Annotated in this window: 15 protein-coding genes and 2 tRNA genes; 9 read left to right on the top strand and 8 right to left on the bottom strand. The window is 33.4% G+C overall.

Annotated features, from left to right (window positions below):
* Nucleotides 1-17: 17 nt before the first annotated feature.
* The 4 genes from C8D80_RS09950 to C8D80_RS09935 are packed head-to-tail and all read left to right on the top strand — an operon-like array spanning nucleotide 18 to nucleotide 3,704.
* Complete coding sequence (locus C8D80_RS09950) at nucleotides 18-1,028, top strand: DHH family phosphoesterase (RefSeq protein ID WP_133609907.1); 1,011 nt, start codon at nucleotides 18-20, stop codon at nucleotides 1,026-1,028.
* A 2-nt stretch (nucleotides 1,029-1,030) separates the two neighbouring features.
* Nucleotides 1,031-1,588, top strand: a complete 558-nt coding sequence (gldI, locus tag C8D80_RS09945; protein ID WP_133609905.1) for a gliding motility-associated peptidyl-prolyl isomerase GldI — start codon at nucleotides 1,031-1,033, stop codon at nucleotides 1,586-1,588.
* A gap of 6 nt (nucleotides 1,589-1,594) precedes the next feature.
* Nucleotides 1,595-2,683, top strand: coding sequence for a peptidylprolyl isomerase (locus C8D80_RS09940; protein ID WP_133609903.1), 1,089 nt, complete (start codon nucleotides 1,595-1,597; stop codon nucleotides 2,681-2,683).
* Nucleotides 2,684-2,693: 10 nt separating this feature from the next.
* Nucleotides 2,694-3,704: a peptidylprolyl isomerase gene (locus C8D80_RS09935; RefSeq protein ID WP_133609901.1), complete on the top strand. Its 1,011-nt coding sequence runs from the start codon at nucleotides 2,694-2,696 to the stop codon at nucleotides 3,702-3,704.
* Nucleotides 3,705-3,754: 50 nt separating this feature from the next.
* Here C8D80_RS09935 and C8D80_RS09930 read toward each other — a convergent pair whose 3' ends face one another.
* From C8D80_RS09930 to proS, 6 genes are all read right to left on the bottom strand, one after another.
* Nucleotides 3,755-4,186 (bottom strand): hypothetical protein, encoded by a 432-nt coding sequence (locus tag C8D80_RS09930; protein WP_133609899.1) that lies wholly within the window; start codon nucleotides 4,184-4,186, stop codon nucleotides 3,755-3,757.
* A gap of 47 nt (nucleotides 4,187-4,233) precedes the next feature.
* Entirely contained in the window at nucleotides 4,234-6,030 is a 1,797-nt protein-coding gene (gene typA, locus C8D80_RS09925) for a translational GTPase TypA (protein ID WP_133609897.1), read from the bottom strand.
* 143 nt (nucleotides 6,031-6,173) lie between these two features.
* Nucleotides 6,174-6,425, bottom strand: coding sequence for a 30S ribosomal protein S20 (gene rpsT / locus C8D80_RS09920; protein ID WP_073583040.1), 252 nt, complete (start codon nucleotides 6,423-6,425; stop codon nucleotides 6,174-6,176).
* Nucleotides 6,426-6,581: 156 nt separating this feature from the next.
* Nucleotides 6,582-6,653: transfer RNA gene (locus tag C8D80_RS09915), tRNA-Glu, on the bottom strand.
* A gap of 32 nt (nucleotides 6,654-6,685) precedes the next feature.
* Nucleotides 6,686-6,757 (bottom strand) — tRNA-Glu (locus C8D80_RS09910).
* A gap of 84 nt (nucleotides 6,758-6,841) precedes the next feature.
* Entirely contained in the window at nucleotides 6,842-8,320 is a 1,479-nt protein-coding gene (gene proS, locus C8D80_RS09905) for a proline--tRNA ligase (RefSeq protein WP_133609895.1), read from the bottom strand.
* 99 nt (nucleotides 8,321-8,419) lie between these two features.
* Here proS and C8D80_RS09900 point away from each other — a divergent pair, with 99 nt between their 5' ends.
* The 5 genes from C8D80_RS09900 to C8D80_RS09880 all read left to right on the top strand — a co-directional run bounded on the left by C8D80_RS09900 (nucleotide 8,420) and on the right by C8D80_RS09880 (nucleotide 13,101).
* Nucleotides 8,420-9,409, top strand: a complete 990-nt coding sequence (locus C8D80_RS09900; protein WP_133609893.1) for a hypothetical protein — start codon at nucleotides 8,420-8,422, stop codon at nucleotides 9,407-9,409.
* Nucleotides 9,410-9,427: 18 nt separating this feature from the next.
* The gene (locus C8D80_RS09895; RefSeq protein ID WP_133609891.1) at nucleotides 9,428-10,903 is read left to right on the top strand and encodes an OmpP1/FadL family transporter; all 1,476 of its coding nucleotides are present in this window, start codon (nucleotides 9,428-9,430) and stop codon (nucleotides 10,901-10,903) included.
* Nucleotides 10,904-11,101: 198 nt separating this feature from the next.
* The gene (rimO, locus tag C8D80_RS09890) at nucleotides 11,102-12,406 is read left to right on the top strand and encodes a 30S ribosomal protein S12 methylthiotransferase RimO (protein WP_133609889.1); all 1,305 of its coding nucleotides are present in this window, start codon (nucleotides 11,102-11,104) and stop codon (nucleotides 12,404-12,406) included.
* A gap of 3 nt (nucleotides 12,407-12,409) precedes the next feature.
* Nucleotides 12,410-12,784 (top strand): hypothetical protein, encoded by a 375-nt coding sequence (locus C8D80_RS09885; protein ID WP_133609886.1) that lies wholly within the window; start codon nucleotides 12,410-12,412, stop codon nucleotides 12,782-12,784.
* Nucleotides 12,785-12,864: 80 nt separating this feature from the next.
* Complete coding sequence (locus C8D80_RS09880; protein ID WP_133609884.1) at nucleotides 12,865-13,101, top strand: YdcH family protein; 237 nt, start codon at nucleotides 12,865-12,867, stop codon at nucleotides 13,099-13,101.
* A 58-nt stretch (nucleotides 13,102-13,159) separates the two neighbouring features.
* Here the strand turns inward: C8D80_RS09880 and C8D80_RS09875 are convergent, their stop codons facing one another.
* Both C8D80_RS09875 and C8D80_RS09870 read right to left on the bottom strand, forming a co-directional pair.
* Nucleotides 13,160-14,284 carry a peptidoglycan endopeptidase gene (locus C8D80_RS09875; protein WP_162845064.1) on the bottom strand — a complete coding sequence of 375 codons (1,125 nt, stop codon included), beginning with the start codon at nucleotides 14,282-14,284 and terminating at the stop codon, nucleotides 13,160-13,162.
* 104 nt (nucleotides 14,285-14,388) lie between these two features.
* Nucleotides 14,389-16,653, bottom strand: a complete 2,265-nt coding sequence (locus tag C8D80_RS09870; RefSeq protein ID WP_133609881.1) for an aconitate hydratase — start codon at nucleotides 16,651-16,653, stop codon at nucleotides 14,389-14,391.
* Nucleotides 16,654-16,695 lie beyond the last annotated feature (42 nt).

The following is a 16,695-nucleotide window of genomic DNA, read 5'->3' as shown; positions in this document are numbered from 1 at the left end:
AATAATATATTCGCAGTATGATGCAAATACACGAAATTGAAGCTATAAAATCGATTTTAGCTACACCAAAAAAAATTACAATTGTACCACATAGAAATCCAGACGGAGACGCTATGGGTTCTACTTTAGGTTTATATCACATCCTTAAACAACTAGAACATGACGTTCTTGTAATAGCTCCAAATGAATTTCCAGATTTTTTAGCTTGGTTACCCGAAAGTGAAAAGGTTTTAATTTTCGAAAGAAGTTTTGATACTTGCAAAGCTATTTTAGAAAAATCGGATTTGATTTTTACTTTAGATTTTAATGCACTTCACAGAACGGGAGACCAAATGGAAAATGTGTTAAAAACACTAACAGCTAAAAGTGTAATGATTGACCATCATCAAGCACCCGATGGTTATGCAACCTACACTTTTTCGGATACCGCTTATGGTTCTACTTGCCAAATGGTATACGATTTTATTCACCAATTAGGCTTAGAAAATCTAATCAACAAAACCGTAGCTACTTGTTTATATACTGGAATTGTTACCGATTCTGGAAGTTTTCGTTTTCCAAAAACAACAAGTGCTACTCACAAATGTGTTGCTGATTTAATTGAAAAAGGCATCAACAATAGCGAAATTCATAATTTACTTTTTGATAATTCTTCATACAATCGCTTGTTGTTATTAGGAAAAGCACTTCAGAATTTAAAAATGCTTCCCGAATACAAAACAACTTATATTACGCTAACCCAAGATGAGTTAAACGAATTTGGACATCAAAAAGGCGATACAGAAGGCATTGTGAATTATGGATTAAGCATCAAAGGAATCGATTTTACAGCTATTTTTATCGAACACAAAGAAGAAGGAATTATCAAAATTTCTTTCCGTTCACAAGGTGATTTTGATGTAAATCAATTTGCTCGAAAACATTTCAACGGAGGCGGACATATCAATGCTGCCGGAGGTAAATCTTTTTCGAGTTTAGACGAAACGATACAACAATTTATTGCTATTTTAGCAGAAGAAAAAAAATAATTATGAGAATTCAAAACCTATTCCTTTTTGGAGCAATGATTTTCTTAGCCAGTTGTTCACAACAGCAGCAAGCGAGAAAACCTATTTCTCACACTTCAGGAACTTTCATAAAAGAATCTATTGAGCGTAATAAAGTTTTAATTGCAGATGAAGAAGATTTAATTGCTGAAATTATAAAAAACGACTCACTTAAGTCTTACATAGCTTCAAACAAAGGATATTGGTACAAATACGAAACCAAAGTAGAGGAAGTAACAGCAACTCCTAAAAGAGGCGATATTGCCTTTTTCGATTATGAAATTAAAGATTTAAAAAGTAGAATTATCTACACAATAGCTGATACAAAACCACAAGTATACTATGTTGATAAAGAAAACATAATGATGGGATTGCGTGACGGAATTAAATTAATGAAAAAAGGCGAAACCGTTACTTTCTTATTTCCATCTCACATGGCGTATGGCTATCATGGTGATGATAAAAAAATTGGCACAAACGAACCTCTAATTTGTACCGTAAGTTTAAACGATATTAAAGTAGATACTCAAGCTAAAAACTAATACCTAATGAAAATTACTTCCATTTTATTATTAAGCATTGCTACATTTTTTGCTTCTTGTTCAAAATCCTATGACAACCTAAAAGAGGGTTTATATGCCGATATTGAAACCGCAAAAGGAAACATGATTGTGAAATTAGAATTTGAAAAAGTTCCGAATACGGTTGCTAATTTTGTGACTTTAGCAGAAGGTAAAAACCCATTCGTAAGTGAAGAATTCAAAGGAAAACCATTTTATGACGGATTGAAATTTCACCGCGTTATTGCTGATTTTATGATTCAAGGCGGTGATCCAATGGGCGATGGTTCTGGTGGACCAGGCTATAAATTTAAAGATGAATTTCATCCTGATTTAAAACACTCAAAAGCCGGAATTTTATCAATGGCAAATGCAGGGCCAAGTACTAATGGAAGCCAATTCTTTATCACACATAAAGAAACGCCTTGGTTAGATAATATGCATACTATTTTTGGAGAAGTTGTAGAAGGATTAGAAGTAATCAATACAATTGAAGCAGATGATGTTATTGAAAAAATTACTATTATCAGAATTGGTAATGCTGCCAAGAAATTTGATGCCGTAAAGATTTTCAAAAACTACTATTCTTCGGTAGCCAAAGAAATTAAAGAAGCAGAAGAAAAAGCCAAAGAAATTATTGAAAATAAAGCCAAAGAAATTACTACTTTAAAAGCTACCGGAACAAAAAGTGCTTCAGGCTTAATCTATCAAATGATCAAAAAAGGCACTGGTAAAAAACCTGAAAACGGTACTCAAGTTGTAATTCATTATGCAGGCTATTTAGAAAATGGACAACTTTTTGATACGAGTTATGAAGATGTAGCCAAATTATACGGAAAATTTGATCAAAACAGAGCTAATCAAAATGGATATGCAGGTTATCCTGTGACTATGGGTAATTTACCTTTTATCCCTGGATTTAATGAAGGTGTAGGCATGATGAACTATGGAGACAAAATAATGCTTTACATTCCTTCAAACCTAGCCTATGGTGAGCAAGGTGCTGGAGATGTAATTCCACCGAATGCCAATATCATTTTTGAAGTAGAACTTTTAGAAAATAAACCAAAAAACTAATAATTACAAAATGAAGAATATTTTAAAAATAGCAGTTCTAGCGTTAAGTTGTATAACTTTCGCTGTAGCACAAAACAAAAAGCAAGATGGTATTTTTGCTGAATTCAACACATCAAAAGGTAAAATTGTGGTTGAATTAGAATACAAAAAAACACCTATTACGGTTGCTAATTTTATTTCTTTAGCAGAAGGAAAAAATCCAAAAGCAAATGCTAAATTCAAAGGAAAACCATTTTATGACGGATTAAAATTTCACCGAGTAATTGCTGATTTCATGATTCAAGGTGGTTGCCCTGATGGAACTGGAGCTAGTGGACCAGGTTATAAATTTGATGATGAAATTGTTGCTGATTTAAAACATTCAGGAAAAGGAATTTTATCTATGGCTAATGCTGGACCTGCAACTAATGGAAGTCAGTTTTTCATTACGCACAAAGCAACTCCACACTTAGACGGAAAACATACCGTTTTTGGACATGTGGTAAGCGGACAAGAAGTTGTTGACAAAATAGTTAAAGATGATGTTATTACATCTGTAAAAATTATTAGATCTGGAAAAGAAGCAAAAAAATTCAATGCTGAAAAAGTATTTGCAAATTATTTTATAAATAAAGAAGCTGCTGATAAATTAGCTGCTGAAAAACAAAAAGAAGCTAAAGAAAAAGCTTTAAAAGAATTTGCAACTGCAGCATCAACTCCAAGTGGTTTAAAATATATTGTATTACAAGAAGGAACTGGAAACAAACCAGTAGCAACCAGTAATGTTAAAGTACATTACACTGGAATGTTCTTAGACGGAAAAGTATTTGACAGCAGTGTACAAAGAGGTGAAACTATCGATTTTGGTTTAAACCAAGTAATTAAAGGTTGGACAGAAGGTCTTCAATTAATGAATGAAGGATCTAAATACAAATTTTACATCCCATCTAATTTAGCTTATGGCGAAAGAGGTGCTGGCGGTGTCATTCCACCAAATGCCGATTTAATTTTCGAAGTTGAATTAATCAAGATAAATCAATAATAAAAAAAGCCGCTAATTTAATTAGCGGCTTTTTTTTATACTTATTTAAATTAGAATCTCCAGTCAAATTCATCTTTATCACTAAAAACGGCACCGACTTCAATTTTTACAATTTCGTTATAATCAACATGAATAAATAACCAATTTTCTTCGTTAAAGTAACTCATCATACCTTCTACTGTATCGGTTTCAAATGATTTTACTTTGTTCTTCTCTAAAACAGGAAAAACATCGCTCCAATTCTTTCCAATTAAAGTCGTATTGAATAACTTCACTATTGGATTAGATGTTGTCATATACCCTAATCTAAAAGCTTCTTCTTTGTAAAAAATCAAACGAAGTTTTCTGGCGTTATACATAAAAACAACGTTTTCTTCTTCATCTTTATATTGTGTATCGGGTTTACCCAAAATTTTAGTAACATCTTGCTCTTTCATTCCAAAAAGCAAATTGTCAATTCCGTATTTCAATTTAATTTCCATTCTTGTTTATGCTAAAAAATCCCGATTTTCATCGGGATTCATATTAATTATACTTTAAAACGTTTTCTGTCGTTTTCTGTTAAATAAATTTTTCTTAAACGAATAGATTTTGGAGTAACCTCAACATATTCATCTTTTTGAATGTATTCTAACGCTTCTTCTAATGAGAAAATAATCGGTGGAATAATTCTTGCTTTTTCATCATTTCCAGATGAACGTACGTTTGACTGTTTTTTAGCCTTAGTTACGTTGATACACATATCATCACCACGAGAGTTTTCACCAATTACCTGACCTTCATAAATCTCAGCATTTGGCTCCACGAAGAATTTACCACGATCTTGTAATTTATCAATAGAATAAGGAATAGCTTTTCCGTTTTCCATAGAAATTAACGAACCATTGTTACGCCCTGGAATTGCACCTTTGAAAGGTTCGTATCCAATGTAACGGTGCGACATAATTGCTTCACCTGCAGTAGCTGTTAATAATTGATTTCTTAAACCAATGATTCCACGAGATGGAATGTTAAATTTAATAATCATACGATCACCTTTAGCTTCCATTGATAACATTTCTCCTTTACGGATAGTTACGAATTCAACTGCTCTACCTGAAAGGTTTTCTGGTAAATCAATTGTTAATTCTTCAATTGGCTCACATTTTTGACCATCAATTTCTTTAATGATTACTTGTGGTTGACCAATTTGTAATTCATATCCTTCTCTTCTCATAGTTTCAATAAGAACCGATAAGTGAAGAACTCCACGACCAAAAACCATGAATTTATCAGCTGAATCAGTTTCACCTAACTTCATGGCTAAGTTTTTCTCTAATTCTTTAGTTAAACGATCTCTAATGTGACGCGATGTTACAAATTTACCCTCTTTACCAAAGAAAGGCGAATCGTTAATTGTAAACAACATACTCATTGTAGGCTCATCAATTGCAATAGTCTGTAAAGCTTCTGGATTTTCAAAATCAGCGATAGTATCACCAATTTCAAATCCTTCAATTCCGATAATTGCACAAATATCTCCAGCAACTACTTCGTCTACTTTTTTACGTCCAAGACCTTCAAAAGTATGTAATTCTTTAATTCTTGATTTGATTACTTTACCATCTCTTTTTACTAAAGATATTGGCATTCCTTCTTTTAAAACTCCTCTTTCTAAACGACCAATCGCAATACGACCAGTGAATGAAGAGAAATCTAAAGAGGTAATTAACATTTGAGGAGTTCCTTCAGATACTTTAGGAGCTGGAACGTGTTCCAAAACCATATCTAATAAAGGCTCGATGTTTTCTGTTTGATTTCTAAAATCATCAGACATCCAGTTATTTTTAGCCGAACCATAAACTGTTGGGAAATCTAACTGAGCTTCAGTAGCACCTAATTCAAACATTAAGTCGAAAACTTTTTCATGAACTTCTTCTGGAGTACAGTTTTCTTTATCTACTTTATTAATAACCACGCATGGTTTTAATCCTAAGTCAATTGCTTTTTGTAATACGAAACGCGTTTGAGGCATTGGACCTTCAAATGCATCTACTAAAAGACAAACACCATCAGCCATATTAAGTACACGCTCAACCTCACCACCAAAATCGGCGTGACCAGGAGTATCGATAATGTTGATTTTTGTTCCTTTATAAGTTACAGAAACGTTTTTAGAAGTAATAGTAATACCTCTTTCACGCTCTAAATCATTATTATCTAGGATTAAGTCTCCCGTGTTTTCGTTTTCACGAAACAATTGACAGTGGTACATAATTTTATCAACCAAAGTAGTTTTACCGTGGTCAACGTGTGCAATAATTGCGATGTTTCTAATAGAAGTCATTTATTTTATTTTTGAAAGTGCAAAGGTAATCTTTATTTTTGTAAAAACACTATAGTAATCAACACTTTAGTTGAAAATAATAATTGCTTAACATAAAAAAAAGCCCTCATAATGAGAGCTTTAGTATTATTTGTAACAGTAGACTATAAAGAAGCTACATGTTTAGTTAACTTAGATTTTAAGTTAGATGCTTTATTATCATGAATGATATTTTTCTTAGCTAATTTATCAATCATAGAAATTACAGTTGATAATTTTGCAGAAGCTTCAGCTTTATCAGTAGCTAAACGAATAGCTTTGATTGCATTACGAGTAGTTTTGTGTTGGTATCTGTTCAACACTCTTTTTTTCTCGTTACTTCTAATTCTTTTTAAAGCAGATTTATGATTTGCCATTTTGTTCTTTTTTTAATTGTAATAATTGTTATAAACTACTAGTTAAAAAAGAAAAACCTCCCACATTCGCCTAGGTGAACACTTTGGTTTTAACTAATAAAATAATAACCGAGACACCAATTATTATTTTATAAAACTTATTTACAACTAATTTTGTAGCCCGTAGGGGAATCGAACCCCTCTTACCAGGATGAAAACCTGGCGTCCTAACCGATAGACGAACGGGCCATTAACCTATTCTTTTGTAACCTCAATACTTGTAGCCCGTAGGGGAATCGAACCCCTCTTACCAGGATGAAAACCTGGCGTCCTAACCGATAGACGAACGGGCCATTACATTAATTTTGTAATGCGAGTGCAAAAATACAACTAATTTTGATTTCTGCAAGACCTTGTATAAAAATTTTTATTTTTTTTTAGTATGCCTTAGCAAAAAGAACTCTTCCTTTAGACGGAGCACCAGTAAACATACAGCTTCCCGCTTCTTCTACTCTATCTAAAGCGATACATCTAATAGTGGCTTTTGTAAGTTCTTTTATCTTTTCTTCTGTTTCAGCAGTACCATCCCAATGTGCAGCTAAAAAGCCTCCTTTAGTTTCTAACAGTTCTTTAAATTCTTCGAAAGAATTCACTTCTGTTATATGAGTATCTCTGTATTCCAATGCTTTAGCAAACATATCATTTTGAATAGTTTCTAATAAATTTTGAATATACGATGCTACTCCTTCTTTAGAAACCACTTCTTTTGATAAATTATCTCTTCTCGCAATTTCGTAAGTACAGTTTTCTAAATCGTTTGGTCCAACCGCAATTCGTACCGGAACACCTTTTAATTCCCATTCCGCAAATTTGAATCCTGGTTTCTGAGTATCTCTATTATCATACTTAACAGAAATTCCTAATTTTCGAAGTTCAGCAGTTAAACCATTTACTTGCTCTGAAATCGAATCAAATTGCTCATCTGTCTTATAAATAGGAACAATAACCACTTGAATTGGAGCTAAATTCGGAGGTAGAACCAAACCTTTGTCATCTGAATGCGTCATTACCAATGCTCCCATTAAACGCGTTGAAACTCCCCAAGAAGTTCCCCAAACGTGTTCTTGCTTTCCTTCTTTGTTAGCAAATTTTACATCAAAAGCTTTGGCAAAATTTTGACCTAAAAAGTGCGAAGTTCCCGCTTGCAAAGCTTTTCCATCTTGCATTAACGCTTCAATACAATAAGTTTCATCAGCTCCAGCAAAACGTTCGGTTTCAGTTTTTAATCCTTTAATTACCGGAATTGCCATGAAATTTTGAGCAAAATCAGCATATACATGCATCATTTTTTCTGATTCTTCAATCGCCTCCTGACGAGTGGCGTGAGCGGTATGACCTTCTTGCCATAAAAATTCAGCAGTTCTTAAAAATAAACGTGTTCTCATTTCCCAACGCACTACATTTGCCCATTGGTTAATTAGTAAAGGTAAATCTCTGTACGATTGTACCCAACCTTTATATGTTGACCAAATAATTGCCTCACTCGTAGGACGAACAATTAATTCTTCTTCCAACTTAGCATTCGGATCTACCATCAATTTTCCTGGTCTTTCTTCATCATTTTTCAAACGATAATGTGTCACAATAGCACATTCCTTAGCAAATCCTTCCGCATTTTTTTCTTCTGCTTCAAACATACTTTTTGGCACAAACAAGGGGAAATAAGCATTACTATGTCCGGTTTCTTTAAACATCCTGTCTAATTCGGCTTGCATTTTTTCCCAAATTGCATAGCCATATGGCTTGATTACCATACATCCTCTTACTCCAGAATTCTCTGCTAAATCAGCCTTTACGACTAGTTCGTTATACCATTTGGAATAATCTTCTGCTCTTGTTGTTAAGTTCTTGCTCATTATATATATTTTGGCACAAAAATTGTTTGTATAAATTTTAACTAATTTGTTCGGCAAAAATAGTTAAATTTGAGGTGTCCAACAATAAAAAAAAGAGCTATGAAAACTTTTTACCCAATTAATTCGAAAAATATTGCATTTTCCTTAATGGGATTACTAGCAATATTAACTACTTCATGTGGTTCCTATCAAAACTCATCTTATTACGATAATGATGGAGTTTACGGTTCTGAAAGACCTACTACTCAGACAGAAAACAAATATTCTGAACAAAATTTAGAAAAATCAAATGAATATGCTCAACAATTTAGAGCTATGCAGGAAGATTATTCTTATTTTACTGATGTTGACAATTATAATTCTCAAGAAAAAGACACTGTTGTAACCGTTTACAGAAACGAATCAAACAACAATTACGCTGGATGGGGAAATAACTCATCTGACATAACCATCAATTATTATGATAACGGCTGGGGCTGGAACAACTGGTACTCTCCTTATTGGGGATATTCTAACATTGGCTGGGGAATGGGCTGGGGTTGGAATTCTTGGTATGGAGCAAACTGGGGCTGGGGCTGGAATTCTTGGTACGGTCCAGGTTGGGGCTGGGGTTGGAATAACTGGTATGGAAATAATTGGGGATGGAACGGATATTATGGTAACAATTGGGGATGGAATGGCTACTACGGAAGAGATGTAGTGTATAATGGTGGAAGAAGAGGCGGAAGCAACTATTACAATCCTAATGGAGGTAGAAATGGTAGATATTCTGACGGTAGAACCTCAACAACTCGACCTAACTTTAACGGCACCAGAAATACCACAAGAACTCAATACGGGGGAACAAGATCAACTACAACGCCTACAAGAAACAATACAAATTACAATACTGGCGGAACAAGAAATAATAATTATTCTACACCAAGAAGCAATAGTTCTACTCCAAGAAGCAATAATTATTCAACTCCAAGAAGCAACAATAACAATTATTCAACTCCAAGAAGTTCTTCAGGAGGTAGTTTTGGAGGCAGCTCATCAGGAGGTGGAGGTCGTTCTGGAGGTGGAGGATCTAGAGGTGGTAGAGGTTAATTAAAATTGTATTTACATATGAAAAAGATATTTTTAGTAATAGCACTTAACATGTCATTCTTTTCAATTGCTCAAGAAATGACTACAAATGATGCACTTAGATATGCTGTTGAAAACATGAATGGAACCGCTCGTTTTAGAGGAATGAGTGGTGCTTTTGGAGCAGTTGGTGGCGATTTATCCGCTATAAATATTAATCCAGCGGGTTCCTTATTTTTCAACAATAATTTTGCTAGTGCTACTATTTCAAGCTTTAACAATAGTAATAATGCTAATTACTTTGGAACCAAAAACAAAGAAAATTTTAGCACATTAGATTTAAATCAAATTGGTGCTGTATTAGTTTTTAATGACACTTCCGGAAAATCTGAATGGAATAAAATTTCAGTTGCCTTAAATTACGACAACACGAATAATTTTGACAACCGTTTATTTACTTCGGGAATAAACCCATTTAATTCTATTTCGAACTATTTTGTTGACCAAGCTAACTTTTTTGCTGATACACCATTTAATGATTATCAGTTTGATATGGCTTTCGAAACATATATTATAGATCCTCATCCAACAACACCAAATCAGTATGTTTCGAATGTATCGCCTGGTGGTAATTATTATCATGACTATTTTGCCACTTCAAATGGATATAACGGAAAACTAACTGCGAATGTAGCTACAAGTTACAAAGACAAATTGTTTTTAGGAATAAATCTTAACGCTCATTTTACAGATTATATATTAACTACGAGCTTATATGAAAATAATGATAATCCAGAAAACCCAAGCACACAACCTACTGTAAGAAATATAGTTTTTGATAATCAGTTAAGCACTTACGGTTCTGGATTCTCGTTTAATTTAGGTGCTATATATAAAGTAAATGAATCGCTTAGATTAGGAGCTTCTTATGAATCGCCAACATGGTATAATTTAAACGATGAATTAGTTCAAGATTTATACACTTATGGAAATGTGAATGTTCCTTCTGGGGATGAAAGTCGCTATTACGGAAGTCCTATTTTTGTTTTCCCTACTTACAGATTAAGAACCCCAAGCAAAATCACAGGTAGTGCTGCTTATATAATTAATAAAAAAGGACTTATTAGTATTGATGTGGCAACCAAAGATTATAGCAATATTGAATACAAAAACACCAATCAAAACAACTTTAGAGATTTAAACTCTCAAATGAGCACCGAACTAAAAAATGCTTACGAAATAAGAATTGGTGGTGAATATAAAATCAAACAATGGAGCTTAAGAGGTGGTTATCGTTTTGAAGAAAGTCCATATGAAACAGGAGATATTATTGGAGATTTAACTGGTTATTCTGGTGGTGTGGGTTATAATTTTGGTGAAAGTAAGTTAGATTTATCTTATGCTAATTCACATAGAAATTACAATCAAAATCTAATTTCTTCTGGAATGACAGATACTGCAAGAATTAAAAATGTTCAAAATAATGTAACATTAACTTATTCTATAAACTTTTAGAAAAGAAAAACAATATATTAAACCACTTCTTCAACTGAAGTGGTTTTTTATACCCAAAACTCAGCCACTAGCCCTAATTGGAGCGAAATACATCCATTTCGGAAATAGCGGACAACGTGACCAAAACATTAAAAAAATCTCAAACGCTGGTGCTTCTACTGATTATTTTATGTAATTTTGCACCTCAAATTTAAAAGCATGAGAACCAAATCGTTAAAGAAAAATAAAATCAATGTAATTACACTTGGATGTTCTAAAAACACTTACGATAGTGAGGTTTTGATGGGACAACTAAAAGCCAATGGGAAAGATGTAGCACATGAACAAGAGGGCAACATCGTAGTAATTAACACATGCGGTTTTATTGATAATGCAAAGGAAGAATCGGTAAATACGATTTTGGAATATGTTGATAAAAAAGAACAAGGTTTAGTAGATAAAGTATTCGTTACCGGATGTTTATCTGAAAGATACAGACCTGATTTAGAGAAAGAAATTCCTGATGTTGACCAATATTTTGGCACTACAGAATTACCACTTTTATTGAAAGCATTAGGTGCGGATTATAAACACGAATTATTAGGAGAACGTTTAACAACGACTCCAAAAAATTACGCCTATTTAAAAATTGCAGAAGGTTGCGATAGACCTTGTAGTTTTTGTGCGATTCCTTTAATGAGAGGAAAACACGTTTCGCAACCTATTGAAAAATTGGTAAAAGAAGCTGAAGGTTTAGCCAAAAACGGTGTAAAAGAATTAATCTTAATTGCTCAAGATTTAACTTATTACGGATTAGATTTATACAAAAAACGTAATCTTGCCGAATTACTAGAAAACTTAGCTAAAGTGGAAGGTATAGAATGGATTCGTTTACATTATGCTTTCCCTAGTGGTTTCCCAATGGACGTTTTAGATTTGATGAAGCGCGAACCAAAAATTTGTAATTATATTGATATTCCTTTGCAACACATTTCAGATGACATTTTAAAATCTATGAAACGTGGAACGACAAAAGAAAAAACAACAAAATTATTACAAGAATTTAGAGAACGCGTCCCAGGAATGACAATTAGAACGACTTTAATTGTGGGTTATCCGGGAGAGACTCAAAAAGATTTTGAAATCCTACGTGATTGGGTTCAAGAAATGAAGTTTGAGCGATTAGGTTGTTTTACCTATTCACATGAAGAAAACACAGGAGCTTTTGCTTTAGTTGACGATGTTCCTCAAGAAGTAAAACAAGCACGTGCCGCTGAAATCATGGATTTACAATCGCAAATTTCTTGGGATTTGAATCAGGAGAAAATTGGACAAACATTCAAATGTGTAATTGATAGAAAAGAAGGACAATATTTCATTGGAAGAACCGAATTTGATAGTCCAGATGTAGATAATGAAGTTTTGGTAGATGCTTCTAAATACTATTTAAAAACAGGTGATTTTGTGAATTTAAAAATAACAGACGCTACCGAATTTGATTTATACGCAGAACCAATATCATAAACTATGAAAAAAATATTTTTTTTAATTCTTATCGGTTTTTCTTTTTTCAGTTCAAATGCTCAAGTAGACAGACGAATTGGCACAGGCCAATATAAAAATGGAAACCAAAATAAAAATGTTGACTTAGTTGAAACTTCAGTAGAATCTCTAAAAGAAAAATTAAATTTAGATGGTTTCCAAGAAGCTATAGTACGAAACCTAGTTAAAGACAATCAAACTAAATCAAAAGAAATAATTGAAGCTGTAAGCTATAGTGATATAGAAAAAAGAAACTTACTCGCAGAACTAGGAGAGAAATTTAACATTGAAATTAAAAAAATATTACTCCCAGAACAGATAGAAAAATACGAAAAACTCATTTCAAAAAAGAAAAAATAAATTATCAAAAATGATAATTATCATATGCCTTTTTAGAATTGATTACTAACTTTGAGTATAGAAATTTAAAAACCAGCAGTATGATAACTAAACATCCTATTTACCAAGATTTTCCTGAATACGCAGACAAGATTAAAGACTTGTATCATAACAATGATGAGTTTCAAGTTTTGTTACATTCGTACACTGAATTAGATGAAAAGATTTACAAAATAGAAAAAGACGAGGAACTTGCTATGGATGACGAATTAAGTCATTTGAGAAAAGATAGAGTTTTTTTAAAAGATGAAATTTATACTTTTTTAAAAAATAGTTAGGAAATATTTTACAAAAAAAACCGCTTTTAAAAGCGGTTTTTTTTGTTATCATTAACATCTAATTTTCTAAAACCCTATTAATTTGAACAAAACGTCTTTTATAATAAGGCTCTTCGGTAGAAGAAATAATTACGCCGGCTTGAACAGAAGAATGAATAAATTTGATTTCATCACCATTTATTTCGGTAATCATTCCTACATGATTTATACTTCCTCGTCCATTTGTTGTAAAGAAGATTAAATCCCCTTTTTGCGCTTGACTTCTTTCTATTCTATAACCTGCTCCTGCCGCCATTGAACTTGATGAACGAGGTAAAGTCATATCGATATTTTTAAAAGTTGAAAACATCAATCCTGAACAATCAAAGCCAGCACTTGTAGTACCTCCTCCTCTGTAACGAGTTCCAATATGTTGGGATGCCTTAGCAATTAAGAATTCAGCCTTAGACATATTTTCTGGAGAAATCTCTTCAATTTCTTTTGGAAATTCAACGACAATATTTTGATTTTTTTCTAATTCAACATTTCCTTTCTTAACAATAACTTCATAACCAATTGGCAAGTTCGCTACGATTTCAGGATTCATTTCTTCTAAATCTCTAACACTTACTTTGTACTTTTTAGAAAGTTTGTATAAAGTTTCTCCTTTACTTACCGTGTGGACCTGATTTCCTAGTTCGTCTAAGCACAAATTAGCATCTTTATTCACAGGAGTTAAATCTATTTTTACTTCTTCAACAGATTGCTGTTTTTTAGACTTTGTAGTTTCTTTTTTAGCAACAATTACAATTTTATCCCCTATTTGAATGGTTTCTGGTTTGATATCTGGGTTTAATTCCTTTAACTTTTCTAAACTAATATCGTATTTTTTTGCAATTTTATAAAGTGATTCACCTGATTCTACGATATGAGTTTCGGAACTTAAATTCTTAGATGAATTAACTTCTTTCTTATCTTTTGATTTTGAATTTTTATTCGGAATTAACAAAACTGTCTTTAATTGTAATAAAGCTCCTTTTGATTTTGGATTTAATTCATAAATATCCGATTCGCTTACTTTATACTTTTTAGCAATGGAATAAATAGATTCTCCTTCTACAACAGTATGTTTGATAGTCTTTTGTGAAAAAACCATACTACTACAGAAGAAAAGAAAAAAAGTTAAAATTTGAATTGATTTCATTAAGAATTAATTTAGATGGATTATAGCTATTTTAGGGTTTGCAAGATAAAAAAAACTCCCTTTAATAAGGGAGTTTTAACATTAATTTAAATTCAAAAATTAGATTACGCCTTGCCAGCTGCAATCAAGTTTAAAGCAGAACCAGCCACAAACCAACCAATTTGACTATCATTGTAGGTATGATTTGCTAAAATTATATCTTTTGTTCCATCAGCGTGAACAAATTCCAATGTTAATGGTTTTCCTGGCGAAAATTCAGTTAAATCTAAGAAGTTAATCGTATCGTCTTCTTGAATTTTATCATAATCCGATTCGTTAGCAAAGGTTAAAGCTAACATTCCTTGTTTTTTCAAATTTGTTTCGTGGATACGAGCGAACGATTTTACTAAAACCGCTTTCACGCCTAAGAAACGAGGCTCCATGGCGGCATGCTCACGAGAAGAACCTTCTCCATAATTATGATCACCCACAACAATGGAAGGAACTCCCGCTGCTTTATAAGCTCTTTGAACAGCCGGAACTGCATCATAAGCCCCTGTCAATTGATTTTTAACGGAATTTGCTTTACCATTGAATGCATTTTCGGCTCCAATTAACATATTATTTGAAATATTATCTAAATGTCCACGGAAACGCAACCAAGGTCCAGCCATCGAAATATGGTCGGTAGTACATTTTCCAAAAGCTTTGATTAGCAATTTAGCTCCTGAATAATTTTTACGATCCCAAGCCTCAAATGGCGCTAATAATTGTAAACGATCTGAAGTTGGAGAAACGGCAACTTGAACTGAAGAACCATCTGCTGCAGGCGCTTGGAAGCCAGCATCTTCTACATCAAAACCTCTTTTTGGTAATTCATCACCAAATGGAGCATTCAATTTAACTGCTTCGCCTTTATCATTCAACAAAGTATCGGTTAATGGATTAAAATCTAAACGACCTGAAATTGCTAAAGCGGCTACCATTTCTGGAGAAGTTACAAAAGCATGCGTATTTGGATTTCCATCGGCACGTTTAGAAAAGTTTCTGTTAAACGAGTGAACGATGGTATTTTTTTCTTGTTTGTCTGCTCCTTCTCTATCCCATTGTCCAATACATGGTCCGCAAGCATTGGTAAATACTTTAGTTCCCATTTTTTCGAAATCAGCAATAATTCCATCTCTTTCAATAGTATAACGAATTTGCTCTGAACCTGGATTGATTCCGAATTCTGCTTTTGGAGTGATTCCGTGTTCTACCGCTTGTCTAACAATAGAGGCAGCACGCGCCATATCTTCGTAAGAAGAGTTGGTACAAGAACCTATTAATCCCCACTCTACTTTTAATGGCCAGCCGTTTTGAGCTGCTTCCTCTTTCATTTTAGAAACTGGCGTTCCTCTATCTGGTGTAAATGGTCCGTTAATGTGTGGTTCTAATTCTGATAAATTGATTTCGATTAATTGATCGAAATAGTTTTCTGGATTGGCATAAACTTCGGCATCAGCTGTTAAGTAAGAAGCTACTTTATCGGCAGCATTTACCACATCTTGACGACCTGTTGCAGCTAAATATCTTCGCATGGAATCATCGTAACCAAAAGTTGAAGTTGTTGCTCCAATTTCGGCACCCATGTTACAAATAGTTCCTTTACCAGTACAAGACATAGCTTCTGCACCTTCACCAAAATATTCTACAATAGCTCCCGTTCCTCCTTTTACGGTTAAGATATCGGCCACTTTTAAAATGACGTCTTTTGGAGCAGTCCATCCAGATAATTTACCTGTTAATTTTACTCCGATTAATTTTGGAAATTTTAATTCCCAAGACATGCCCGACATTACGTCTACCGCATCAGCACCACCAACACCAATGGCTAACATTCCTAAACCACCAGCATTTACGGTATGAGAATCGGTTCCAATCATCAAACCTCCAGGAAAAGCGTAGTTTTCTAAAACGATTTGGTGAATAATTCCAGAACCTGGTTTCCAAAATCCGATTCCGTATTTGTTTGAAACTGACGAAAGGAAATCAAAAACTTCTTTGGATTGCTTATTTGCTAATGCTAAATCTTCTTTAGCACCATTTTTTGCTAAAATTAAATGGTCGCAGTGAACTGTTGTTGGAACCGCAACTGTCTTTTTTCCGGCATGCATGAATTGTAATAAAGCCATTTGAGCGGTTGCATCTTGACATGCTACTCGATCTGGAGCGAAGTCAACATAATCTTTACCTCTTGTAAATGTCTGAGTTGGCATTCCTTCCCATAAATGCGAATACAAAATTTTCTCAGACAACGTTAATGGACGTCCAACTATGTCACGAGCTTTATCCACTCTAGCCGCCATGTTGGCGTACATTTTTTCAATCATTTCAATATCGAATGCCATAATAATTATTTTATTTAGTTATGTTATTTTCAACCTCCTAAT

Origin of the sequence: Flavobacterium cheniae, from assembly GCF_004363695.1 — a bacterium.
Lineage (GTDB): Bacteria > Bacteroidota > Bacteroidia > Flavobacteriales > Flavobacteriaceae > Flavobacterium > Flavobacterium cheniae.
The sequence above is the reverse complement of the archived record's forward strand: the minus strand, read 5'-3'. Positions and strand labels throughout refer to the sequence as shown.